This window comes from Acinetobacter sp. YH12131, assembly GCF_013418635.1.
GTDB classification, from domain to species: Bacteria; Pseudomonadota; Gammaproteobacteria; order Pseudomonadales; family Moraxellaceae; genus Acinetobacter; species Acinetobacter towneri.
Genome location: NZ_VPBQ01000011.1, coordinates 71694 through 97673, shown reverse-complemented (window position 1 = coordinate 97673; position 25980 = coordinate 71694). Strand labels below are relative to the sequence as shown.

The following is a 25980-nucleotide window of genomic DNA, read 5'->3' as shown; positions in this document are numbered from 1 at the left end:
GCTTGTGATTCCAGCAGCAACTCTCAACATGCCGTAAATACGAGAAGCACAAACCAAAGCCCCAATCGGAATTTTCCTCAGTGAGTTCAATGAGCTGTTCAGCAATGAGTGCATTGTCATCGCTGAGATTGGCTTGATAGCGGTAGCAGGTTTCACTAATGCCAAATGCTTTACAAGCCAAACGAATACTAATGGCATGCTGGGCAACTGCCTGTTGTGCCATCTTACGCCGGCAAGATGGCTTTACCCTTGCGCAGCAGTGCTGCTCATTGCCATCGCTTCCTGGATGATTTCGGCCTTTAATCGCTCTTCCGCATACATCTTTTTAAGTCTGGTATTTTCGGCTTCTAGCTCTTTCAGTCGAGCCATTAATGATGTATCCATACCACCATATTTGGCACGCCATTTATAAAAGGTAGCATTACTCATGCCGTGTTCACGGCAAAGGGTCGCTACAGGTGTGCCAGATTCTGCCTGTTTCAAGATGGACATGATCTGACTGTCAGTAAATTTAGATGTTTTCATGCAGAATCTCCTGCTCGTATCTTAAGAGAAAATTCTACTTTTAGATCCTATTATTTTTAGGGGGGATTACCTATGAAAACAAAGAAGTGCCAAATTTGGTTAAGGAGCTACATAGTCTTATGGAAGAGCAAACAGGCGGTAATTGGAAAGAATTCAAATTAACTTTAGATGAGAATGGTAAAGCGCATACAAAATTTATTTATGACTAAAATGTGTGATTCATAGAGATCGTTTCAATTTAGCGATCTCTAAATCCATCTTGTAATTGGCGTGTTGAATCCGATCATTGTTTGGATTTAATTGATCTGAATGGTTATCCAGAGAATCCCAGTAGGCATCATTATTTGGATTAATGCTATCTGAGCGATCATCATTTGGTGTTCTAGACATTCTGCTTTCTCCTATTTAAGTCGTTATCTAGTAATAAGAATCATAAAGACAAAATAGAAGATGTTTCTGGATACAAAAAAGATAAATTTAGATAATTATAGATATTTCACTAAAGATGATTCTGTAAAGTTAAGACAAGGTATTTCATTATTTAGAAATTAATATATTGCCTTAACTTTACATAAAATAAAAAAACACAATTAAATATATGAAATATAATTAATTATGTTTTTTATATATGGACTACCGTTCTAACTTAAGTTAGAATGGTAGATCATCATCTAAATCTGCAGGTGCGGTTGCAGGCGCAGCTTGTGGCTTCGGTGCAAAACCACTTGGGTTATTGTTGGCATAGCCACCACCCTGATTTTGGTTAAAACCGCCTTGATTTTGATTCGCATAACCTGTGGCTGGAGCTTGGTTCTGATTGCCATAACCGCCTTGGTTATTGTTAAAACGTGGTTGAGCAAAGCCACCATCTTGCTGGTCAGATTGTCCACGGTTAGCAGAGTCGAGCATTTGCATTTGATCGCCACGAATTTCAGTGGTGTAACGCTCTTGACCATTTTGGTCTGTCCACTGACGTGTACGCAATGAACCTTCAATATATACTTTAGAACCTTTGCGTAAATATTGCTGTGCAATCTCGCCTAAACGGTTATGTAAAACAATGCGATGCCACTCTGTTTGCTCTTTACGCTCACCTGTGTTTTTGTCTGTCCAGACATCACTGGTTGCGATAGAAAATTGAGTGAGAGAACCACCATTTGGGAAAGTTTTTGTTTCAGGATCACGACCTAAAGTACCCACTAAAATGACTTTATTTACACCACGCATTAGACGTTTTCTTCCTATTTGTTTCTATTATTTACTTTATAAGAGTTATGCTTAAATGGCTACCTCTTTCCCAAACAAGTGCGTTAATTGTTGTCGCGCAGCATCATCAATTTGCTGTTTATCCACTTTCACATAAGCCACTTGCTGGTCAGACATCACCACGACCTCTTCAATACCACGAATTGCCAAAAGTTGAGAAGTCCATTCATCTGTTTCTCGGTTCTCAGGCAAACGCAACACCAAAGACGAAAGATAGCGCGGCTGCGCCAATCCAAAACTAACGAATAGCCAAATTATAGCAATCGCGGTCAAAATACTCCAACCCATTGCGGTGTGGTTGAGCATCAACAACTGCCCACCAATCATCCCACCAAAAAATGCTCCCAAAAACTGACTGCTCGCATTCACACCCATCGCGGTGGCTTTAGATTGAATTGGCGCAGCCTTTGACAACCACGAAGGTAATAAAGCTTCCATAACGTTAAAAGCAATAAAGAATAAGCCCAAACCCAATAAAAGGATGTATTTCGATTCAAACCCGAAAATCAGCACCAACAGCCCTAAAATAATACCTGCAATGGCGGTCAGGAAAATGCCACGCATTTTGCGATATTTTTCTGCCAAAACAATACTTGGAAATGCCACGAACAGACTGACCAACAACAATGGCAAATATACCCAGCCGTGATGCTGCAAAGGAATATCGGCAAATTGGATTAATTGCGAAGGCACATAAATAAACATGGCAGTCAGCAATAAATGTAGGGTAAATACCGATACATGCAGACGGTTTAAATCGCCCATTTTCAGGACTTGCTTTAACTGAGTGATATAGCCTTGCTGAAAATTACGATGATGACGCGTGACTTTAGGCACCAATAACAACATGAGAATCGCTGCTAGTCCCATCACTGTGGTGACCCAAAATAACCCTGAAATACCAACCCAGCCCGTAAGCCATGGCCCTAAACTAAAGGCCACCACAAAGGACATACCGATACTCATCCCCATCACCGCCATGGCTTTCATGCGGTTTTCTTCGCGGGTCACATCGGCCAGTAATGCCATCACCACGGCAGATACTGCGCCACCACCTGCAATGGCACGACCAATAATCACGCCATAAATGGTGTCAGACATGGCTGCAATTGCACCACCCAAAGCAAACAGTAATAAGCCAAAAACCACCAATGGCTTACGGCTATAACGGTCTGCAATTAAGCTAAACGGAATTTGTAAAATGGCTTGGGTGAGTCCATAAACACCAACGGCAAGACCAATCAGTGCAGGAGTTGAGTATTGATATGACTGCCCTGCTACTGAAAATACAGGAATAATCATGAACAGACCCAACATGCGCAATGCAAAAATACTGCTTAAAGCAAAGGTCGAGCGGCGTTCTAAGGCATTCATCATATCAATCGACTAAAACTAAATAATTTTGAATTTGCAGATATCCTACAACATTCAGCTTAAGGATGCTGATTTTTCCCGATGTTTATTCAACAGACCCTACTTTTTCAATAAAAAAGGGCGCAACGTTGTGCACCCAAATTTATATTTTATACAGTCTTCATCACCGTATTGCTCTGTGATTTCGCGGCAATACAGCAACGGGCATCACCATAGCATTAACCCGCTTTTGCCTGACGTTTTTTAAATTGAATAGATGCAATCACCGCCCAAACAATAAAGGCAACACCAATTAAACCTGTCACCACTTCTGGCACATGCAAGCCTGTACCGCTGGCAATCATAATAAAGGCCAACGCACCAATCGCATAGTGCGCACCGTGTTCAAGGTAAATATAGGCATCCAACGTGCCTTTTTCGACTAAATAAATCGTCATCGAACGCACGAAAATTGCACCAATCGCCAAGCCTAACATGATGATCACCACATCAGAGGTGATTGCAAATGCACCAATGACACCATCAAAACTGAACGAGGCATCTAGCACTTCCAGATATAAAAAGCCCCCAATACCCGCTTTCACCACGCCTGTCGGTACGCCATTTTCGTCATGACGCACAGCATTGCCCTGTTCATCGACCTCTGGTTCACCGCCCAACATGTGACTCAGCACTTGTACGCCAATATAAATCACGATGCCCCAAATACCCGCCATCGTCACCACAAGGCGCTTATCTTCCACCACATTGGCCGCCATGATTAACAAAGTCACTAAGGCCAAAAATACCGACATGGCAGGCACGCTTGCCAGATTGCTCAAACGACGCTCAAACCATCTAAACCAGTGCGTGTCTTTTTCATCATCCAAGAAAAAGTTTAGGAAAACCATCAACAAGAATGCGCCACCAAAAGCAGCAATTTCAGGGTGATGTGCCATCAGTTTAGCCGAATATTGCTTCGGATCATTCAATGCCAGTTGCACCACTTCCATCATGCCCATATCGGCAGTGACCGCCACAATGACCACAGGGAAAATTAAACGCATACCAAAAACTGCAATGATAATCCCCACGGTTAAAAACAGCATTTTCCAGAAATGATCCCAACCGCGCAGCACTGACGCATTCACCACCGCGTTATCAAACGACAACGACACTTCCATAATCGCCAAAATTGCGGTAATGGTTAGTGCGGTAAGCATGGTTTGCACACCTGCTTCTGGGCCATGGGTATAGCCCCAGTATGCAGATAGCGCAAGACACACAATCGAAAATACGATTGAGAAACCAAAATGTTTCATCATGAGAAACGACCTATCACTATATTTTGATCTGAACTTTTCATCTGCCGAATCTGTACCATCAACGCAAAGTACAGTTTTGATTAAGCTTTAACAGATACAAAAATTCTGAAAATTGAATTGCCCGAATTTTAAATCGGACAAAAACTGAGAATGTAAAATTTTATGCTGCAATTATGACGCTTTTTCCTCAACTTCGGCAAAATTCTTCGTATGATTTTTGGTTTCCCGATCAGATACCGTGAAAACCGTGTTTTTCATTCCCAAACTGCTATAGTGAAATGCAACGACATATTAGGAATTTAGGATGCGCTTTTCTCAAGACGCTTGGCAACGTAACCTTGCCCTTTATCACAAGACGCTCGCTTTACCATTTAATCAGGAGTTGGCACAAGGCACCTTAAGTAAAGCTGCTTTTGCACATTATGTGATTCAAGATTCACATTACTTAATTGCCTACGGGCGTGCACTGGCAGTCTGTGCGGCTAAAGCTTTTGATGCAGATGATATTATTCAGTTCGCAGATGCCGCCAAAATCGCAATTGTGGTGGAACGTACCTTACATGACAGCTTTATGCAGGAGTTTGATATTTCCAAACAGGAATTTGAAATTACTCCGCTGACCCTTGCCTGTCATCACTACACTTCTTATTTAGTCGCAACCGCATGGTCAGAAAGCTATCCTGTGGTATTGGCATCACTACTGCCATGTTTCTGGATTTATGCCGAAGTTGGTAAAGATATCGTCAATAATTCTGCACCGAATAATCCGTATCAGGCATGGGTCGATACCTATTCGGGCGAGGAATTCCACACCGCAGTCAATAATGTGATTCAAACCATAGACCGTGTTGCTGCGCGCTGTGATGCCGATACCCTTGAAAAAATGCACCACGCCTACACCAAAGCTGCAGAACTGGAATGGTTATTCTGGGATAGCGCCTATCATCAACGTCAGTGGCCGGGTTTAGATCAAGCTTAACGGCCGCCCTCACGCACCGTATGGCAATCGCTCCATACATACAGTGCGACAGCTCATGACCGATAAAGCATGAAAAATAACACTTGAACAATTTTCATGCGCTATCATATATAGGTTTTTCATTTGCAAAATATCGAGAAGTTTTTATGAGCCAAAGTCATATCCGTATTCGAGGTGCACGTACCCATAACCTAAAAAACGTGAACCTTGATATTCCACGCGATAAATTTGTGGTAATTACGGGTTTATCTGGTTCAGGAAAATCTTCACTGGCGTTTGATACCCTTTATGCCGAAGGACAGCGTCGTTATGTCGAATCGCTTTCTGCATACGCACGCCAGTTTTTATCGCAAATGGAAAAACCTGAAGTCGACTCGATTGAAGGTCTAAGTCCCGCAATTGCCATTGAACAGAAATCGACCAGCCATAACCCGCGTTCAACCGTGGGTACCATTACCGAAATTTACGACTATTTGCGTTTACTGTATGCACGTGTCGGCACACCTTACTGTCCTGAACATGATTTACCAATGGTGGCGCAAACTGTTTCAGAAATGGTCGATGCTGTAAAAGCACTGGAAGAAGGCACTGCCTTAATGCTACTCGCGCCTGTGATTCGTGAGCGTAAAGGCGAATATGTGCATCTGTTTGAACAGCTACAAAGTCAGGGTTTTGTACGCGCCCGAGTTGATGGCGAAGTCATGGACATTGACCCACCACCAGAACTCGATAAAAAGAAAAAACATACCATTGAAGTGGTGGTAGACCGTTTTAAAGTCCGAGATGATTTGGGCAACCGTATTGCCGAAAGCTTTGAAACTGCACTGCGTTTAGGTGGCGATTTAGCCATTTTATCGTGGATGAATGCGGAACAACCTGATCGTATTTTTTCGGCCAAGCACTCTTGCCCGCAATGTGACCGTGCCGTGGCAGAACTTGAACCGCGCCTGTTCTCATTTAACAACCCTTTTGGCGCTTGTCCAACTTGTGATGGTTTGGGGACACGTAGCCATTTCAGTGCGGAAAAATTGATTCCAAACCCTGAACTGTCGATTAGTCAGGGCGCAATTCGCGGCTGGGACAGACAGCGTCCGTATTATTACAGCATGCTGGAAAAAGTCGCGGCACATTATGAACTCTCACTCGATACGGCATGGAATCAGCTGGACAGCGTGACACAAAAGAAATTCCTGTATGGCACAGGTAAAGACAAAATTGACCTGAGCTATACTGATGAACGTGGACGCCACCATAAACGTGTGATTGCGTTTGAAGGCGTGTTACCGCATTTAGAACGTCGTTACCGTGAAACCGAAAGTAATTATGTACGTGATGATTTGGCGCAGTATTTATCTAATGCTGCCTGTGATGCCTGCGGTGGTTCACGTTTAAATGAAATCTCTCGTAATGTCCGCGTGAAAGACAAAACCATTGCTCAAATTACCCAAATGTCGATTGGCGATGCCGAAGACTACTATCAAGGCTTAAATCTTGAAGGGGCCAAAGGTGAAGTCGCAGATAAAATCTTTAAAGAAATTCGTGAACGTCTGCACTTTTTAGTGTCGGTGGGTTTGAATTATTTAAGTCTGTCACGCTCCGCCGAAACTCTTTCAGGCGGTGAAGCACAACGTATCCGCTTGGCATCTCAAATTGGTGCGGGGCTTATGGGCGTGATGTATGTGCTAGATGAACCTTCAATTGGCTTGCACCAGCGTGACAATGATCGCCTGTTGGAAACCCTGATTCGTTTACGTGACTTGGGTAACACGGTGTTGGTGGTAGAACACGATGAAGATGCGATTCGCGCTGCCGACCATATTATTGATATTGGCCCAGGTGCAGGTGTGCATGGTGGACATATTATTGCCGAAGGCACCTATGCAGAACTGGCCGAACATGCAGACTCCCTAACAGGGCAGTATTTATCGGGCAAATTAAAAATTGAAGTGCCGAAAACGCGCACCCAACCGCCACATCCCGAACAACAAATTAAGCTAATGGGCGCAGCAGGACATAACCTGAAAAAAGTGGATCTCACTTTGCCTTTAGGGGTAATGACTTGTGTCACAGGCGTGTCGGGTTCAGGAAAATCCACCCTAATTAACCGTACTTTGTTGCCTTTGGCTGCAACACAATTAAATGGCGCAACTACATTAACCGCAGAAAAATTCGACTCGATTGATGGTTTGCAATATTTAGATAAAGTGGTGGATATTGACCAAAGCCCGATTGGGCGAACGCCACGCTCGAACCCCGCGACCTATACAGGCTTGTTCACTCCAATTCGTGAGCTGTTTGCGCAAACCCCTGAAGCTAAAGCACGTGGCTATGCAGCAGGACGCTTCTCCTTTAACGTTAAAGGTGGACGCTGCGAAGCTTGTGAGGGTGATGGCATGATTAAAGTTGCCATGCACTTCTTGCCAGATATGTACGTGCCTTGCGATGCCTGTCATGGTAAACGCTATAACCGCGAAACTTTGGAAGTCAGTTATAAAGGTCGCAATATTTCTGATGTTTTGGAAATGACCGTTGAAGATGCCATGCATTTCTTTGATGCCATTCCTGTGATTCATCGTCGGTTGGAAACGTTAAATCAGGTTGGCTTGGGTTATATCCGCCTTGGTCAATCAGCTACAACTTTATCTGGCGGTGAAGCACAGCGCGTAAAACTGGCGCGTGAACTGGCCAAACGAGATACAGGCAAAACCCTGTATGTACTGGATGAACCGACCACTGGTTTGCACTTCCATGACATTGCCAAATTGCTCGACATCCTGCATGAGCTACGCAACAAGGGTAATACCATTGTGGTGATTGAACACAACCTAGATGTGATTAAAACTGCAGACTGGATTGTCGATTTAGGCCCTGAAGGTGGTGCAGGCGGTGGACAAATCATTGCCGAAGGCACACCTGAAACTGTCGCAAAATCTAAAATTTCACATACCGCAAAATTCTTAAAACCGATGTTAAAAGGCTAAAATAGATTATTTCAGTTTTTAAGCCCATTCAAGTTTAAATACAGATTCAGCACAAACTTGTGCTGAATCTTTCACTCTAGGCTTTTTATCACTTCGGAAATGCTCGTGGATCAATTACTGTGACTTAGTCACCAGCAACGGCATTGCGCCCACGTGCTTTGGCTCTAAATAAGTGTTTATCGGCTTTTTCCAACAATCTGCTCCATGACGCAGCACCCACCGCCACGCCAGCACTGACCGACACTTGAATATAATCATTCAGTTCTGGAATAAAAATTTCTTGATTCACAATATGGCAGCGCAATTTATCTGCCAAATACAGCGCCTCAGTAAATTCTATTTGCTCAATCAAAACCAAAAACTCATCGCCACCATAACGCACCACCAAGTCTGAGGCACGGACATGCGCTTTGAGAGTATCGGCAATACATTTTAAAGCTTGGTCACCTACCACATGCCCGAAGGTATCGTTAATGTGTTTGAATTTATCCACATCCATAATAATCAGACCAGTTTTGCTCAATTTTTCAGGTCGATGTTCTAAATATTTGATGTATTCCTCAAGCGCCAAACGGTTGGAAACACCAGTTAAGGCATCGGTATTGGCAATATTACGCAGCTGAAATTCTAAAATATCGCGTTGCTCTAGGCGTTGTTTTAGTTTTTGAATAGCCTCAAAGAGCGTTACCTTGTCTGGATTTTGCGTACCTTGAGCTTCATCTTCATAAGCTGCCAAACGTAAAATTTGACTGCGCGCCTGAATTAAGGGAATAAAGACCTTCGAACGCGCATAGACCATAGTGAAAATCGCAGCCAATAACGAAATAATTGACACCACTAGCGTTAAAATAAAAGTACGCTGAGCCTGATGATAATCTTTGTGTGCAACCTGCAAACTGTGCGCTAATATAAATGACTGCAAACTGACCACAGTGTTGAATTTATCCACAATTTTTTGGGTGAGTTCAGTACCTGTCAATGAATAAGGTTGTCCATGAATACTTTGCTGAATCAATTGATTAACGATAGGAATTCCCTCATCCAAAAACTCCTTTTTTAATTGATTATGCAAAATATTATATTCAGGAATTTTATGTGCTTCAGGCAAAATGGTATGGATTAAATCCCACAAATAATAAGCTTGGCGTTGGGTTTGCAAAGAGCTCGCCAAATTGGTTTCAGGAATTTTTTCAGCAAACGTTACCGCGGCAATAATATTGGATGCCACCCTTCCCGCTTGATCACGCAAATCTGAAAGAACAAAAATCACACTATAATAGGTCGATACCGATGAGTCTTTTGCCACTGAATCGAGCATGACGTGTTTCAGCACATGCTGAGAACTGTCCCATGCCGCAAACATTTTTTGAATCGCATGATCCATCTGTTGAGAGCTACGCAAATGCTGTGGAGTTGCTGCATATTCATCGACCGCCTGACGCCCTTGTTCTAAAGCAGTCTTTAACTGATGCGATAAATGATGCGCATGGATAATAAAACCTTCTTTTCTTAAAATATTGATGGTCTGTTCTACTTGTTGATCCACGCCAGCACGGTACGCTTTCAATTCTTGTAAATTTTGCTGAAATTCAGCTGCTGAACTCGACATGACTTTGTTTGCAGGTGCTCGTTCACGCGAAATACTATTGGTCAGTTCAGCCACTTTGCCTAATACAGAAATTTCAATTAAAGCACGTTTTGTTTTTTGATAACTCTGATAACTATTCACCATCAGAGGAACGCAAATAAAAAGCAATGACACGATAATAATGATCATCGAGATCAACAGTCGCTGACTGATATGCTCTGTGCGCAATTTCATCATCATGCTAAGTTTTACCTACGTCATTATAACTGTGCAAAATCGTGGACTTGATCACTTAATCGGCGACTATATTACATGAGCAATCTTTAAATTACTTACAAAAAAGATAATTAATTCACTTATATTTTAAAGCCGTCTAACTAAGTCATCTCATTCAAGAAAATTTCTAAAAGCATGCCCTGCGCCGACTTACCTAAAACAACAAATACAAAAAATAATGTTTCAGCATGCAGAAAATATTTTACATATGCAACATTTGGGTGCATAATGCACCTCATTAGGGCGAGTTTAGTTTTTCCTCAGCAGTAAACTAAATTTACCCGCAAATTTTGGCGAAAAATCCCAGTTTTTGAAAGAAAACTGGGATTTTTTTATGGGTTTTGATCATATCACACCCTCATACTGCACCATATCGGTGCAATTTTCGCAAAACCATTTGCGTTTTCACATGCAAAAAAAAACCCAACCTTGGGGAAAGTTGGGCAGATAAAAAGCAAACAATTATGGAGAATCAGATCGCACTACTGGATGAACCAAGCTTAGGATTTGATGGTTAAATTATGAGATAAGTCACATAATTTACAAACCCGACTTAAGTAGTAGGACTTCATGGTGGAATTATGAAATAAATCACAGTTTATGTAAAGCCTAGTCAACCAGTCTGATTTATTTTTATACAAATAGTCAAAATTAATGTGATTAAATTCACATTATGCCGACTATTCCACTCAAATTTATTCTGAACAGACCTTATTTTTAGTTTGTTTTTTATCCAAAAATCATGATTTCACCCTAAAACAGGTGAATTTTTCCGTTATTCTTCACTCTCCAAGAATTATTATTACAGATAATTTCAATTAAATTTATCGATTAATCCAATTAATGCTTTGCTTATTATTTCTACTTTTGTTGCAAAAACGAACATATCGACTTGTTATCCATACAGTTTTTAGGTTGACAGCAAAAATTTTATTTGAATATTTTTTAAACACCAAAGTCAATTGGACTTAATTCTTAAATAAAGTCCTTTTAGTTCATTGACTTAATAATTTGTTACACTAAAATGATCAATGTTTCATCCATTTTTAACAAAACTGGTAACTATCATGAAAAAACTCGGTTTAGCCACTGCATTATTATTAGCCATGACCGGTGCTCAAGCGTACCAATTCGAAGTTCAAGGTCAATCTGAATATATCGACAATACAGTAAACGATCAGGACTTTTATGGTGCCCTTCAAGGTACTTACTACTTCAAAAATGTTGATGCGACTAAAGGTCCATTGGCTGAAGCTGCGTTCTTAAACCAAGCATCTAATTTCTCATTAGCATATAACTATGGTGAAGACAAACTACCAGGTAATCGTGACGTTGTGCACGTGTATGGCGCTAAAGCTGAAGCGTATGTTCCAACTAAACTTGTTCCAGCGTATGCAAGTGCATCTTATAGCCATACTATCACAGACAATAAAACTGGCGAACCAAACGACAATGGCGACCGTTATGCCTTAGAACTTGGTGCAGTCGTTGCGCCTAACTTTTTGGTTGCTGTTGGTTATACAAGTGTTGCAGACCAGTATTCTTTAGATGCTTTCAACATTCTTTCTAATGGTGTTGCTAAAGCAGCTCTTGAATCACTTTCAATTGGCGAAGACCCAAACTATGACCAAGATGCAATCACTGCACGTACTAAGTACGTAGGTGCAATTGACGGCACCAATATGGCTGTTGGTTTTGAAGCTGGTCTTGTATATGGTGAAGACACTATGTACAACTTAAAAACAGATCTTTACTTAACACCAGCGCTTAGCGTAGGTGCTTCTTATGTAGAAACAAGTGCTGACTCTGTTGTCGATTCTGCTTGGGGCGCGAACGTAAACTACTTCATCACTCCTGCAGTTGCAGTTGGTGCTAGCTATGTAAATGCGAATGCTGTAGGCGAAGCTGTTGACACTCAAACTGTTGGTGTAAACGCTAAATTCCGTTTCTAATTTCACATTAGACACTGAAGTTAAAAAAGACGCTCATCTGAGCGTCTTTTTTATGCCTGAAATATGTCATGAAAAATTTGAACTGCTATTTCACTCAGCCGAATCATCATGGTGATGATGCGGTAAGTGGCGAATGTACTGCAATGCGATTAAACGTGACACGATCAATGCCAAATACATCACCCCACAGAACATTTGCAACATGGCAATCACCCGTGCTTCCGGGCTGATCGGTATAAGGTCGGATAAACCTGTCGCGGACTGCAAACTAAAACTTAAAAACAGTAAATCCAACCAGCTTTGTAAACCTGCAGCATTTGGGTTCTGAAAACTTTGTGGAATCAAAATTTGACAGATGCTATATAAAAAGGCAAAACCCCAAGCGATTAAGGTAAATACCGCGGCGGCTGCAAACAGCTCATCTTTGGTTAAATAACGGTCATGGAACATATAACGCAATAAACCATAGGCTGCACTATAATAGGCTGCAGCTTCACAAGCATGACTCATCACCAGAATAAGAGGATGCCGCACACCTAGTAAAATAAAGAATGAAAAGAACAAAGCCGCATACACAAAACTTAGACCCAAAACACTCAACATTGGCGTTTGTCGAATCACTTTAGCAATGAGCAGCAACACCAATACCCCCACCATCCAAGTGATGACTTTGTAGGGCATGTTGTGATGTGAAAAGAGTGAAAGTAGCAAAATCACAAACTGCAAAAACAACAGCCATGCCGAAGGCAAGACCCGAAATCTTTTCCAAACATTGTCTAATATGTACATACATCTACTGCCTATTCTTTTTATATTGCATCCAACATAGCAGCTTATTTACGCATGCAATGCAATCACTCTGTATCAAAATTGCATATCACAATAACCGTATCCATAAATGTTCACCAGCATGCTTGCTCAAGCCAACATACAGGCATAAAAAAAGTCCCATTGCTGGGACTTTTTTGAGGTGTTTCAGACCTTAGTGGTCAGATGCACCAGAGATACCAATACCAGTTTGTGAGCGTACGAACTGTGCATCGAATGCTTTACGTTCAGCTTGTGCTTGCGCAGAGTTGTCAGTGATAGAGAACAACCAGCAGCAGAAGAATGAAAGTGGCATTGCAAAGATCGCAGGACCATTGAATGGGTTGATTGGTGTGTCAGAAATTTGCAGCGTATCTACCCAAACTGCTTTAGACAATATAATTAAGGTTACTGCTGAAGCTAAGCCTGCTACACCACCAATCACTGCACCGCGAGTCGTTAAGCCTCTCCAGAACATAGACAATACAAGTACTGGGAAGTTTGCACATGCTGCTACAGAGAATGCTAAACCTACCATGAACGCAACGTTTTGTTTCTCGAAAAGAATACCCAAGATCATTGCGAAGATTGCTAAGCCTAAAGTTGCAATTTTAGACATGCGAAGTTCAGATTCAGGAGTCGTTTGACCTTTCTTGAATACGTTAGCGTATAAGTCGTGAGAGATTGCTGAAGCACCAGACAATGTCAAACCAGCTACAACCGCAAGAATTGTTGCGAATGCTACCGCTGAAATGAAGCCCATGAACAAGTCACCGCCAACTGCGTCAGACAAGTGCACCGCAGCCATGTTGTTACCACCAACAAGTTCTAACTTGCCAGTCACTGCCATTTTCGCAACATCAAGGAATTGCGGGTTGTTGGATACATAAAGGATCGCACCAAAACCAATGATGAAGGTTAATAGGTAGAAGTAACCAATGAAACCTGTAGCAACTACAACTGATTTACGCGCTTCTTTTGCATCTTTTACAGTAAAGAAACGCATCAAGATGTGTGGTAAACCTGCAGTACCGAACATTAATGCAAGACCAAGTGAGATTGCATCAATTGGGTTAGAAGCTAGCTTACCAGGACCCATAATGTTTGCAGCATCTGCCAAGCTCAAGTCATGTACTTTAGAGAATACTTGGATTGATTGCTCGAACATGTTAGTGAAGCTGAAGCCCACACCTTTCATTACCATGAAGGCCATGAAAGTTGCACCTGAAAGTAACATCACCGCTTTGATGATCTGTACCCAAGTTGTTGCCAACATACCACCGAACATTACGTAAGCCATCATGAGTAGACCCACGATCACTACAGCAAGGTTGTAGTTCAAACCGAAGAGAAGTTTGATTAACTGACCCGCACCTACCATTTGTGCAATCAGGTAGAATGCAACTACGACAAGCGAACTGAATGCTGCAAGGGTACGTACTGGCTTTTCAGATAAACGGAACGAGACCACGTCAGAAAGGTTATATTTCCCTAAGTTACGTAAACGTTCAGCAATCAAGAACAATACGATTGGCCAGCCCACCATGAAGCCCAGTGAGTATAGCAAGCCGTCAAAGCCTGACATAAACACCATTGCGGAAATACCCAGGAACGACGCTGCTGACATATAGTCACCTGCAATCGCGAGACCATTTTGGAAACCTGAAATACCACCACCTGCGGTATAGAAGTCCTTAGTGCTTGTGGTTTGCTTCGCTGCCCATTTAGTAATGAACAAAGTTGCGCCCACGAAAATCAAGAACATAATAATTGCAGGCCAGTTGGTTGGCTGCTGTTCTGCTGCACCTAAATCTGGTCCTGCAAATGCCATACCTGACATTAATACAGTAGACGCAGCCAGTGCTTTCAATGAATTCCATTTCATCTTAGTGCGTTCCTTTCTCATGTGTAATTGCTTCAACTTCACGCATCGCTTCTTCGTTCAATTGGTCAAGTTTGCCATTCGCAATTGATGAATAAACAGCACACAAAATGAAAGATAAAACGATAATGCTCAGACCTAATGGAATACCCCAAGTCGTCACACCGCCAGAAATTGAACTCAATAAGAATTCTTTGTTATAGCCCACTAAAAGCATGAAACCTACGTACACAAACAACATGATTGCTGTTAATGTCCAACTTAGGTTACTTTTTCTGCGAACCATTTCTTTGAATTTTGGGTTTTGTAGAATGCGTTCTACTTGTACCTCATCCATAACCTGCTCCTTCAAGCGCCCTGCCTTAGGCGCAAATTTTTAATTCGAATTATTTCGAACTTAAAATTAACAATGTTGGAGCCGATTTGCAATTTAGACTTTGGTCGCTAAAAAAATGATCAACCTCAGCGCAAAGGCAATGGAATAGGCTATCATAGCCCTATTGTCGATACTTTTAAGGCATCATGAACAGCTGGCTCATTATGGGGGTTTTAGCCCTCTATATCGCATTACTTTTTATCTGTGCTTTCTATGGGGAAAAACACGCCAGTCGTTTAAGCACGCGTGGGCGCATGCTCATGTTCAGCTTAACTTTAGGGGTGTACTGTTCATCATGGACTTTTTATGGTGCAACGGGCGCAGCCGTTCGTGAAGGGATCATTTTTTTACCCATTTATTTAGGGCCATTGCTGTTTGTCGCTGTTGGTTATGATATTTGGCGACGTTTAGGTCGAGTGCGACAACACCACGCCATTTCATCCATTGCTGACTTTGTAGCTGCACGTTATGGTAAAAGCGGGCCATTGGCATCACTGGTCACAATTTTGGCGGTGATTGCAATTATCCCCTATTTGGCTCTGCAATTACGCGCAATTGCGCTCAGTGCCGCAGTGGTTTTAGATCAAAGCACCAATGTTGAAAGTACCACCAATGCGGTGTTATTCCTGACAGGTTTATTGGCTATTTTGGCGATGCTGTTTGGTACTCGACAAATTGCCAATACCGAACAACACGGCGGCTTAATGCTTGCGGTTGCCTTTGAGTCCTTTGTCAAACTATTTGCCTTGCTGGCTGTGGCCTTCTTCTTTGTATTTGAAGCGCCTGACAATATTCATCAAATTGCCAATGATGTTTCAATTACCTTCCATGAAGTACAGCTGTTTGGTGTGCCTGAAACCTTTTGGGTGCAAACCTTATTGGCGGCATTAGCGATTATTTGTTTGCCGCGTCAGTTTCACGTTGCTGTGGTCGAACTGCGCGATGAAAAACATATTCGGGGTGCGCGTCGCTGGTTTGCCGTTTATCTGATTTTAACCACCATCGCGATTGTTCCAATTGCCAGTTGGGCCTTGCACGCAGCTCCGCAATATTTAGCCATCCCAGATGTAGCGGTTTTGTCTTTGCCACTCAGTTATAACCAAGACTGGTTGACGCTGTTGGCGTTCTTGGGAGGATTCTCCGCCTCAACAGGCATGCTATTGGTATCTTCAGTAGCACTGTCGATCATGCTGAGTAATGACCTGATCATGCCTGCCTTGTGGCGTATGGGCATTTTCTCACGCCATGACAAGCGCTTGCCTTTGGTACTGAAATTCACCCGACGCATTTGTATTTTAGCGGTGATGCTGCTCGGCTTCCTGTTCTTCAACTTCTTTAACGATATTGATCAACTTTCTGTGTTTGGCTTGTTGGCCTTTAGTGCAGTGGCACAGTTCTCCCCTGCCCTGATTGGGGGGTTATATTGGCGTGGTGGCAGTAAACAGGGCGTTTATGCAGGCTTAATTGTTGGATTTGCGATGTGGGCCTATACCCTGCTACTTCCGACTATTTTACGCAGCCTGCCAAGTCAGTTCAGCGAGTTTACCCGTGAATTTTTATTGCTGGGACCTTTAGGCATCAACTGGTTACGCCCTGAAGCCTTGCTTGGCTTTGAATCTTTTGCCCCGCTCACACATGGGGTGGTTTGGGCGCTCGGTTTAAATATTTTGTTATATGTTTGGGTGTCACGTATTTTCCGCCCAAGTGTGGCAGAACAGATTCAGGCCGAAAGTTTCTTTTATTATGAAACCAAGCCTTTGCCAACTCAGAACATGAGCAACGAGGTCAGCTATTCACATCAGGATGTAGCGCGTTTAAAAGTAGGCGATTTAATCACACTGGCAAAACGCATTACAGGCGAATCTCCAACCCGACAAGCCTTTGAGCAGTTTAGTCAGCAAAATAATGTGGTGCTGAATGAAAATGCCAATGCCAACGGCATGTGGTGGCGTTTTACCGAACAATATTTGGCAGGCACCATTGGTGCAGCATCTGCGCGTACTTTGCTCACCACTGCCATGGTCAATAACGGACTCGCTTTAGGGCAAGTTGCGAATATTCTTGACCAAGCCTCACAATGGCAACGCTTTAACCAAAACCTAATCATGACCATGATTGACCACATGACCCAAGGCGTGAGTGTGGTAGATGAAAATATGTGTTTGGTAGCATGGAATAATCAATATCTCAAACTATTTGATTATCCTAAAGATATTGTCTATGTCGGGTGCCCAATTGCCGATTTGATTCGCTATAACGCAGAACGTGGTGAATGTGGTCCGGGCTCAATTGAAGAACATGTGCGTAAACGTATTCACTGGATGAAAATGGGCAGTGCACACGAGTTTGAACGCATCCGTAAAGATGGTCGTGTAATTCAAATGCGTGGTAATCCAATTGAAGGCGGTGGTTTTGTAACCACCTTTGCCGATATTACCGCTTTCCGTGAAAACGAAGCCGTACTTGAAGCACGGGTACAAGATCGCACACAACAATTGGCCGATGCTTTGGCAGAACAGCAATTGGCACGTGAACAAGCCGACAAAGCCAATATGTCCAAAAGCCGCTTTATTGCCGCTGCCAGTCATGACTTATTACAGCCAATGCATGCAGCGCGCTTATTCAGTACGGCTTTAGAGCAAAGTATTCAGTCCGATGAAGACCGTAAAACCCTGCAACAACTGGATCGTGCCCTGCATGGTGCAGAAAGTATGCTCTCGGCCTTGTTGGATATTGCCCGTTTGGAAGGCGGTACGATTCAGCCGAAACGTCAGGCTTATCCACTGCATGACTTACTCAGCGATTTAAGCCTGCAATTTAAATCCATTGCGGCACAACGTGGCATTGAATTCCGTGTGCATGACGTACAGTTCTGGATTGATACCGACCCACAATGGATTCGTCGTATTATTCAAAACTTTGTCAGCAATGCGCTGCGCTATACCGCCAAAGGGCGTGTGGTCGTGGGCGTGTTACGTTCTGCAGAACATCCACAACATATTAGAATTGGGGTGTGGGATACAGGTCCGGGTATTGCCGAAGAACAACGTATTAAACTGTTTCAGGAATTTGAGCGTTGCGGACATACGTCGCCTTGGGGTGAGCAAGGTCTAGGTCTTGGGTTAGCGATTGTGCAGCGTATGACCAGTTTGCTGAACTACCCTGTGCATGTCTATTCGGAATTGGGCAAAGGCTCGTGCTTTATGATTGAAGTGCCGATTGTCGAAGCTCCAAAAGTAGTGGCTGCACCTGTGCAAGTGGTGCCGTTGAAAACCAAAGCCTATAAAATTTTGTGTTTAGACAATGATGAAACCATTTTGGAAGGCATGGCGACCCTGCTGAGTAAATGGGGCTATCACGTATTTAAAGCCACCGAACCTGAACAAGCAATTGAGTTGATTCAACGTGAGCACATTCAAGTTTGGTTGGTCGATCAGCACTTAAATGACGATAAAATCGGTTTAGATTTTATTCTGGAACATCGTCAAGCCGATGTACCTGTGGCGTTAATTACTGCTGACTCTGATCCAGAACTACCGCAACGCTTAAAAGAACTCAACATCGTCTTGCTGAAAAAACCATTAAAACCAGCATCGCTACGTTCTTGGTTATCGGGTCTGAAAATTTCGGAGACTTGATTCACATACCTAACTTTGGCTAATTTGGGGCGCTCATCCCACAGAGATAAAGCTGAGATGAACGCACCGACCTTGTTACATTTTCTGGTTTGGTTACATTTGTTAGTCTGATGACCAAGCTTCACTTTACATAGCGAAATATGGCCACAATGAAAATCCAACACATTTGCTGTCAATATTGACAGCGATTGACCTGATGCAGCACACCAATTGACCAAACTTTTCAAAAACACTGCCTTTTGATGCGCTACAATTCACATTAAATATCATGGTCAGATTCGCTATGGCAAAGTCTGACAAGATCGTAAGCAAATACACCCAAACTTGCTTACAATTTCTTTAATTGCCGAGTTTGTAAAGGCTTTTCTGAGCACATTGCAATACATTAGACTTTAGTCTTATACATCTATTGACTATCTGCGCGCATAACTAAGTACAAGAAATGATCAGCGCATTCATCTTCAAGCCACATCCAAACAAATTTCCTGCCCTATTAAGCGTTGATCGACCTGTTTCCACGTTTTAGGAAGAATCTCATGAATACCGTGAACCATGAACAGCAGCTCGCAGAACAAACACAGCAGCTACAGCGTCAATATGGCGTAAATGCGCTATTGCCCGAAATTCACTGGGATCGTCTGTTTCAAAACAGCAAACTCAAAGCTCCTCATCTACAAGCGCTGAATACCCTGTATCAAACCGCAGTACCCTTAGCCCTACAAGTCTTTGAAGAACTCAATTTTGATGTGTTTCGCCCTGCGGCGTATCAACCACAAGGTTTAGGTCTGTTCAACAAACTTTCAGCACAGGAGGAGCAATTACTGGATGTTTTGGAACAAGAAGCGCAAGGCTTAGATCAAAGCACCCGCCAGCATATTTGGAGTATGTTATTACGTGGTGGTGCGGTACTGGTCTTTAAAGCATGGTTAGGCAAAGTCAAAACAGATGAGGCACAACTCGATACAGCTCAATTTGATGAATTGTCCGATTTGCTGTTCATTAAAACCTCACCTTTTGAGCTGGCAGAACGCTTAAAAGTCGATGCGCATGCACCCACTGAACATATTTTTCTACTGTATGGCAATGACGTGTATTTAGACCGTTTTAACAGTCTTGAAACGGCAGCCTTATTTGTCGATTTAGGCGTGTACGATGCTGCGTTTATAAGCCTGAGAGATGACCACGTTGCAAAATACCTGATTGGACAAGGCTATGTCAGTGAGCAGCAAATTGATGAATTGCAATGTGCCTTAAATCCTTTGAATTGTGCCGATTTAAATCCAAAACAGAACTATATTGCTTAGTGTGAGTTGAAGACTTAAATTCCAAGTAATCACATCGCAAACCCCATCCTATTCCAAATAAAAACAAGGCGTGCAATAGCACGCCTTGTGGCTTATTTCATTAACAATACACGAATGAATTTTGCTTAAAACGTCACACGTTTATAATCACGATATTCAGGCTTCCAGAAATTAGCCTCAATTGCCTCTCGTAATGCCTCATCACTCATGACAGCTGCAACGCCTGCATCCATTGCTGCTTTTGCGACTCTAAATGCAATAAATTTAGACACCTGCTGAATTTCATTTAAATCAGGCAATAAATCTGCATTTGGATCCTGCAACAATGGTGAGCAGTCCGCCAGCGCATTACTGGATGCAATTAACATACTGTCTGTCACACGTGTTGCCCCTGCAGCGATTACCCCTAAGCCAATACCTGGGAAAATATACGAGTTATTGCATTGGGAAATATTATAAAGTTTGCCCTGATAGTTCACTGGCTCAAATGGGCTACCTGTTGCAATTAAGGCCTTGCCTTCAGTCCACTCCAAAATATCGGCAGGAAATGCTTCAACTTGTGAGGTTGGGTTTGACAATGGCAACACAATTGGACGCTCGCAATTGGCAGCCAAGGTTTTAATCACCTCTTCAGTAAATAAACCCGGTTGCCCCGAAACCCCAATCAATACCGTTGGCTTGGCGTTTTGAATGACGTCCAACAGAGAAATCACACCTTCAGGATTGCCCCAATGTGCAACACGGTCAGGACTTTGTGCCAATTTACGTTGGAAATCGAGCAAGTTTGGCTGATTGCTGGTGAATAAGCCAAAACGATCCACCATATACACACGAGCACGTGCTTCAGCATCGCTTAAGCCTTCCACCACCATTTGCGCCACAATTTGCTCGGCAATACCACAACCTGCCGAACCTGCGCCCAAGAAGGCAATGGTTTGATCTTTCAGTTGTTTGCCTGCAGCCCGTGATGCTGCAATTAAGCTGCCCACAGAAACGGCTGCCGTGCCTTGAATATCATCATTAAAACAACAAATTTGATCACGATATTTGTTTAATAACGGCATGGCATTTTTCTGAGCAAAATCTTCAAACTGAATCAATGCCTTTGGCCAACGGCGTTTCACCGCATCAATCACCTGATCGACAAATTGATAGTATTCCTCACCACTAATACGTGGCTGATTCCAGCCCATATAGATCGGATCATTCAGTAATTGTGGGTTATTGGTGCCTACATCTAAGGTAATGGGTAAGGTATAGGCAGGACTAATACCGCCACATGCTGTATATAAAGACAGTTTTCCAATTGGAATACCCATGCCGCCAATGCCCTGATCACCCAAGCCTAAAATACGCTCACCATCGGTAATCACAATCACTTTGACATTCTTTTTATTGATGTTTTGTACAATATCATCAATATGGGCACGGTCTGGATAGGAAATAAAAATACCCCGATGACGGCGGTAAATATCGGAAAAACGCTGACATGCCTCGCCTACAGTTGGGGTGTAAATAATAGGCATCATTTCACTCAAATGCTGTTCAATCAGGTGATAAAACAGGGTTTCATTGGTGTCCTGAATGTTGCGCAAATAAATATGCTTGTTGATGGCATCGCTAAAAGCAGAATATTGCTGATACGAACGCTGGCTTTGTTCTTCAATATTTTCAATTGCATGTGGAATTAAGCCATGCAAGTTAAAACGGGTGCGTTCTTCTTCTGAAAATGCAGAACCTTTATTTAATAAAGGCAATTCTAAAAGGCCGTTGCCCGCATAGGGAATATATAAAGGACGTTTCTGCTGCAAATTTGCGGTTGTCATTGTTCATCTCATTCTAATCGGTTGCTGATGGCGCATGGATTGAGATGCACCATCTGACATCTGACTAGCTTAGCCCGAATTGCAGCAAATAGGGCATTTAGAAGTTTGATAACCAAATCTGAATGATTTTTATTTCTGATAGCCCATGTTATATAGGCATCGAACCTAATTTATTTGGGTGGTTGCAGTGGTGTCATATCTACAATTAAGCCAGTGAACTTACGCACCAAAGGTAGCACACATAATACGACTGGAAAAGCAAACGCCCACGAAATCATCCAGTTATGCAACCACAGGGTAAAAAATCCCTCAATCCAGCCCAAATTTCGGATCATGTTAATCAACGAAATAATGCCACTCATCAAACATGATAAAAAGAAAGGCATCACCACCGTGGCCCATTTCATGGGTAATTTAGGTACATTGCCAAAAATCATTGCACGTTGTTTCATGCTCCAGCCTTTTCGCCTCACTGAATGCCGCATACTATGCCATGAATTGCTTGCTTAAAGGATGATTTTTCAGGCAATTTGTTCATGCTTAGCTACAATCTCTGAAATTCGATAAAGCATACAATTGCACTCCCCTAAAGCCCCTGAAATTTGCTATATTTAGCGTTTTTCTGCACATCTATTTTTCGACTAAATATGAATACGGCAATACAAGCAGCGCTCGATCATGCAGTGCAATCCCTTCAAGCTGAAGGTGTACTCCCATCTGACTGGAACAATACGAGTAATTTAACCCGTACCAAAGACCGCAGCCACGGTGATTTCGCATCAAATATTGCCATGATTGCCTCTAAAGCCGCAGGCATGAAGCCACGCGATTTAGCCGAAAAAATTCTTGCTGCTCTGCCTGAAGTTGCAGACATCAGCAAAGCAGAGATTGCAGGCCCTGGTTTTATTAACTTCTTTTTAAATGCCGACCAGCGTTTTAGTGTTTTAGATCAAATTCAAGCACAAAAACAACAATTTGGACGCAGCCAAATCAATGCAGAAAAACGCATTCAGGTCGAGTTCGTTTCTGCTAACCCAACCTCAAGCCTACACGTGGGTCATGGTCGTGGTGCTGCTTATGGTATGACAGTTGCCAATTTACTTGAAGCCACAGGTGCTAAAGTTGACCGTGAATACTATGTCAATGATGCTGGCCGTCAAATGGATATTTTGGCGACTTCAACTTACTTGCGTTATTTGGAACTGGCAGGTCAAACGCTGGTGTTCCCCAAAAATGCGTATCAGGGTGACTACGTTAAAGACATCGCACAAAGCATTTTAAAACAGGATGGTGAACGCCATGTACGCCCTGTTGCAGATGTATATAACAATGTGCCTGAAGATGTGCAATATGCGGCAGAACTCGATGCCGATGGCAACAAAGTGGTCTTGTCGGGCGACAAAGAAAAACACATTGATGGTTTGATTTTCAATTCACAAACGCTCTTGGGTGATGATTATCGCGTGTTCCATCAGGCTGCGCTGAATGCTATTTTGGCCGACATTAAAGATGACTTGGGCGAGTTTGGTGTCACCTTTAACCAATGGTTTAGCGAAGCGTCATTGACTGAAAAAATTGATGAAGCTCTGCAAACACTAGATCAACGTGGTTATCTATACGAACAAGACGGCAATATCTGGTTTAAATCGACCGCATTTGGCGATGAAAAAGACCGTGTGGTGAAACGCCGCAATGGTCAAACCACTTACTTTGCTTCAGACATTGCTTATCACCTGAATAAATTACAACGTGGCTACACAGACCTAATTGATATTTGGGGTTCAGATCACCACGGTTATATTTCACGTGTGAAAGCGGCCATTGATGCACTAGGCTACGACTCGAAAAAATTAACGGTACTGTTAGTGCAGTTCGTGAGCTTATGGCGTGGTGGTGAAATGGTACAAATGTCATCCCGTTCAGGTCAGTACGTGACCTTGCGTGATTTGCGTAAAGAAGTCGGCAACGATGCTGCACGTTTCTATTACGTCATGCGCAAATCTGAACAGCACATTGACTTTGACCTAGATTTGGCCGTTTCACAAAGTAAAGACAATGCGGTCTACTATATTCAATATGCTCATGCACGTATTTGTCGTATGCTCGAAAAAGCTGCTGCTACGCAATTGAATTTTAATGCGACAACTGCACGTCAGTTTGCCGCTAAACTTGAGCTAGATGCTGAAACTGAAATTTTAGCCAAACTGGCTGCGTATCCTGAAATTTTAGTACGTGCTGCCAACAGCCACGAACCGCATCAGGTAGGTAACTATTTGAAAGAATTAGCAGCATTGTTCCACGGTTGGTACAATGAGCATAAAGTTCTGAATGATGATGCAGCCTTGACTCAAGCACGCTTATTGCTTTCAGTAAACGTACAACAAGTCTTGCGTAATGGTTTAGAATTATTAGGTGTCTCTGCACCAGAAACAATGTAAAAGCCAAATAAAAGCATAACAAGAGGAAGTCCACGTGTTTGGAAAAACGCAACGCGGTGTATCTGAACGACCGAATAAGCCCAAAAAACCACTAATTCCAACGTGGTTAGGCACACTCGTGGTGATTTTAATCGTGTTGTGTTTTGCTGTAGCCTTAATGCTATGGAAACCGTGGGCACCTGTACAGCCTAAAGGGCAAATCAATTCTGAGCATTATCAGGAAGATACCAACAAAGACTATCGTTTTTATGATTTGCTGCCACAGCAACAGGTTACCCCAATTCCTGAGCAAGCGGTGCCTGAAACACAGCAACAGAATACCGTAGTCATTGTTGAAGCGCCTGCTGCTGTAGAGGCGCCAGCGGCCAGCGAAGCCAATGTTGGTCTGACAGAAATGCCTGCCCCTGTGGTACAAGCCAGCTATATTCTACAAGTGCGTAGCTATACCGACCCAGATGCTGCAGATGCACGTCGTGCCGAAATTATTTTGAATGGTTTATCGGCAGATGTAGTGAAAAGTGTAGAAGGTGGTGAAACTTGGTATCGGGTGATTTCAGGCCCTTATGATTCAGCCGATGCTGCAGTGATTGCTCAGCAAACTTTGCAGCATAGTGGAATTGATTCAATTGTCGTGAAACGCTAAGCCTCATTGTTATCAATCGACCAAAATCAATTAAAAAAAGATGCCTCGGCATCTTTTTTTAGGTCTATAGAACGATGTACTCACAAAAATCATCGCTAGATTTGCATTAACTGCTGCTCACGTTCGCGTGCACGCTGAAATGCAGGACGCTGTTCCACGCGTGCCAAATAAGCCGCAATCTGTGGATAATGATGCCCGGTACGGCTTTGCAATGCTTGGAGCGGGAAACCCATTTGAATATCGGCAAAAGAAAAATCCCCTGCAAAATAATCATGTTTGCCCAAATAATCTTCTAAATAAGCAATATGATCTTTTAAACGAGGCTGAATAAACCCTGCTTTAACACCTGCAGTAATTTTTTGCGCCATTGGTCGAACTAACCATGGCACATGCTGCGGCACATTGGTCATCACCAATTGCATCACTAACAATGGCATTAGCGAGCCTTCGGCATAATGCATCCAGTATTGATATGCTTGCTGTGCTGAAGCCTGCTGCGGTTTAAACTGCCTTTGCGTATCATAATGCTGCTGCAAGTACTCCAAAATGACTGCAGATTCTGCAATGGTCTGCTCTGCATCCGTCAAAATTGGTGCTTTACCCAATGGGTGAATCAGCTTCAATTCATTGGGCGCACTTAAATTGGGCTGACGGTGGTAAAACTTGATTTCATAGTCCAAACCCAGCTCTTCGAGCGCCCACAAAATGCGGAAAGAGCGGGATTGATCAAGGTGGTGTAAAGTAATCATAAACGTCCTATTTTGTTTTTATTACATCTGTTTTAAGTGATTGTTATATCTTCTGTTTCACGCAACATTATA

18 protein-coding genes and 1 pseudogene are annotated in these 25980 nt (G+C 42.8%); 7 read left to right on the top strand and 12 right to left on the bottom strand.

Going from position 1 to position 25980, the window contains the following annotated elements; all coding sequences use genetic code 11:
• From FTU66_RS09430 to FTU66_RS09410, 5 genes and pseudogenes are all read right to left on the bottom strand, one after another.
• A pseudogene (locus FTU66_RS09430) lies at positions 1–525 on the bottom strand (transposase); the annotation flags it as partial.
• Positions 526–744: 219 nt separating this feature from the next.
• Positions 745–915, bottom strand: coding sequence for a hypothetical protein (locus FTU66_RS09425; RefSeq protein WP_180088864.1), 171 nt, complete (start codon positions 913–915; stop codon positions 745–747).
• A 261-nt stretch (positions 916–1176) separates the two neighbouring features.
• Positions 1177–1752 (bottom strand): single-stranded DNA-binding protein, encoded by a 576-nt coding sequence (gene ssb, locus FTU66_RS09420; RefSeq protein ID WP_096902231.1) that lies wholly within the window; start codon positions 1750–1752, stop codon positions 1177–1179.
• A gap of 51 nt (positions 1753–1803) precedes the next feature.
• Positions 1804–3168: an MFS transporter gene (locus FTU66_RS09415; RefSeq protein ID WP_104852874.1), complete on the bottom strand. Its 1365-nt coding sequence runs from the start codon at positions 3166–3168 to the stop codon at positions 1804–1806.
• 215 nt (positions 3169–3383) lie between these two features.
• Positions 3384–4469 (bottom strand): DUF475 domain-containing protein, encoded by a 1086-nt coding sequence (locus tag FTU66_RS09410; protein ID WP_004970195.1) that lies wholly within the window; start codon positions 4467–4469, stop codon positions 3384–3386.
• Positions 4470–4773: 304 nt separating this feature from the next.
• Between FTU66_RS09410 and tenA the strand changes: the two genes are divergently transcribed.
• Both tenA and uvrA read left to right on the top strand, forming a co-directional pair.
• Positions 4774–5448 (top strand): thiaminase II, encoded by a 675-nt coding sequence (gene tenA, locus FTU66_RS09405; RefSeq protein ID WP_180112734.1) that lies wholly within the window; start codon positions 4774–4776, stop codon positions 5446–5448.
• Positions 5449–5594: 146 nt separating this feature from the next.
• Positions 5595–8429, top strand: coding sequence for an excinuclease ABC subunit UvrA (gene uvrA, locus FTU66_RS09400; protein WP_004970200.1), 2835 nt, complete (start codon positions 5595–5597; stop codon positions 8427–8429).
• A gap of 124 nt (positions 8430–8553) precedes the next feature.
• Here the strand turns inward: uvrA and FTU66_RS09395 are convergent, their stop codons facing one another.
• The gene (locus FTU66_RS09395; protein WP_179990628.1) at positions 8554–10254 is read right to left on the bottom strand and encodes a GGDEF domain-containing protein; all 1701 of its coding nucleotides are present in this window, start codon (positions 10252–10254) and stop codon (positions 8554–8556) included.
• Between the two features lie 1070 nt (positions 10255–11324).
• Here FTU66_RS09395 and omp33-36 point away from each other — a divergent pair.
• A complete protein-coding gene (gene omp33-36, locus FTU66_RS09390; protein WP_257218176.1) occupies positions 11325–12245 on the top strand; it encodes a porin Omp33-36 in 921 nt (306 codons plus the stop codon).
• A gap of 90 nt (positions 12246–12335) precedes the next feature.
• Here omp33-36 and FTU66_RS09385 read toward each other — a convergent pair whose 3' ends face one another.
• The 3 genes from FTU66_RS09385 to FTU66_RS09375 form a co-directional block, all read right to left on the bottom strand.
• A complete protein-coding gene (locus FTU66_RS09385) occupies positions 12336–13034 on the bottom strand; it encodes an ion channel (RefSeq protein ID WP_180112733.1) in 699 nt (232 codons plus the stop codon).
• Between the two features lie 193 nt (positions 13035–13227).
• Positions 13228–14937 carry a cation acetate symporter gene (locus tag FTU66_RS09380; protein ID WP_180112732.1) on the bottom strand — a complete coding sequence of 570 codons (1710 nt, stop codon included), beginning with the start codon at positions 14935–14937 and terminating at the stop codon, positions 13228–13230.
• A gap of 1 nt (position 14938) precedes the next feature.
• The gene (locus FTU66_RS09375; RefSeq protein ID WP_167845675.1) at positions 14939–15271 is read right to left on the bottom strand and encodes a DUF485 domain-containing protein; all 333 of its coding nucleotides are present in this window, start codon (positions 15269–15271) and stop codon (positions 14939–14941) included.
• A gap of 185 nt (positions 15272–15456) precedes the next feature.
• Here FTU66_RS09375 and FTU66_RS09370 point away from each other — a divergent pair, with 185 nt between their 5' ends.
• Together FTU66_RS09370 and FTU66_RS09365 are read left to right on the top strand one after the other, a co-directional pair.
• Entirely contained in the window at positions 15457–18948 is a 3492-nt protein-coding gene (locus tag FTU66_RS09370; RefSeq protein WP_179994356.1) for a PAS domain-containing hybrid sensor histidine kinase/response regulator, read from the top strand.
• Positions 18949–19484: 536 nt separating this feature from the next.
• Complete coding sequence (locus tag FTU66_RS09365; protein ID WP_096902222.1) at positions 19485–20252, top strand: hypothetical protein; 768 nt, start codon at positions 19485–19487, stop codon at positions 20250–20252.
• 125 nt (positions 20253–20377) lie between these two features.
• Here the strand turns inward: FTU66_RS09365 and FTU66_RS09360 are convergent, their stop codons facing one another.
• Both FTU66_RS09360 and FTU66_RS09355 read right to left on the bottom strand, forming a co-directional pair.
• The gene (locus FTU66_RS09360) at positions 20378–22078 is read right to left on the bottom strand and encodes an NAD-dependent malic enzyme (protein WP_004970216.1); all 1701 of its coding nucleotides are present in this window, start codon (positions 22076–22078) and stop codon (positions 20378–20380) included.
• A 170-nt stretch (positions 22079–22248) separates the two neighbouring features.
• Positions 22249–22530, bottom strand: a complete 282-nt coding sequence (locus FTU66_RS09355; RefSeq protein ID WP_004970219.1) for a DUF2798 domain-containing protein — start codon at positions 22528–22530, stop codon at positions 22249–22251.
• A 195-nt stretch (positions 22531–22725) separates the two neighbouring features.
• Here FTU66_RS09355 and argS point away from each other — a divergent pair, with 195 nt between their 5' ends.
• A complete protein-coding gene (gene argS, locus FTU66_RS09350) occupies positions 22726–24516 on the top strand; it encodes an arginine--tRNA ligase (protein ID WP_104852866.1) in 1791 nt (596 codons plus the stop codon).
• 34 nt (positions 24517–24550) lie between these two features.
• A complete protein-coding gene (locus tag FTU66_RS09345; RefSeq protein ID WP_004970222.1) occupies positions 24551–25159 on the top strand; it encodes an SPOR domain-containing protein in 609 nt (202 codons plus the stop codon).
• A gap of 95 nt (positions 25160–25254) precedes the next feature.
• Here the strand turns inward: FTU66_RS09345 and FTU66_RS09340 are convergent, their stop codons facing one another.
• Entirely contained in the window at positions 25255–25908 is a 654-nt protein-coding gene (locus FTU66_RS09340; protein ID WP_004970224.1) for a glutathione S-transferase family protein, read from the bottom strand.
• Positions 25909–25980 lie beyond the last annotated feature (72 nt).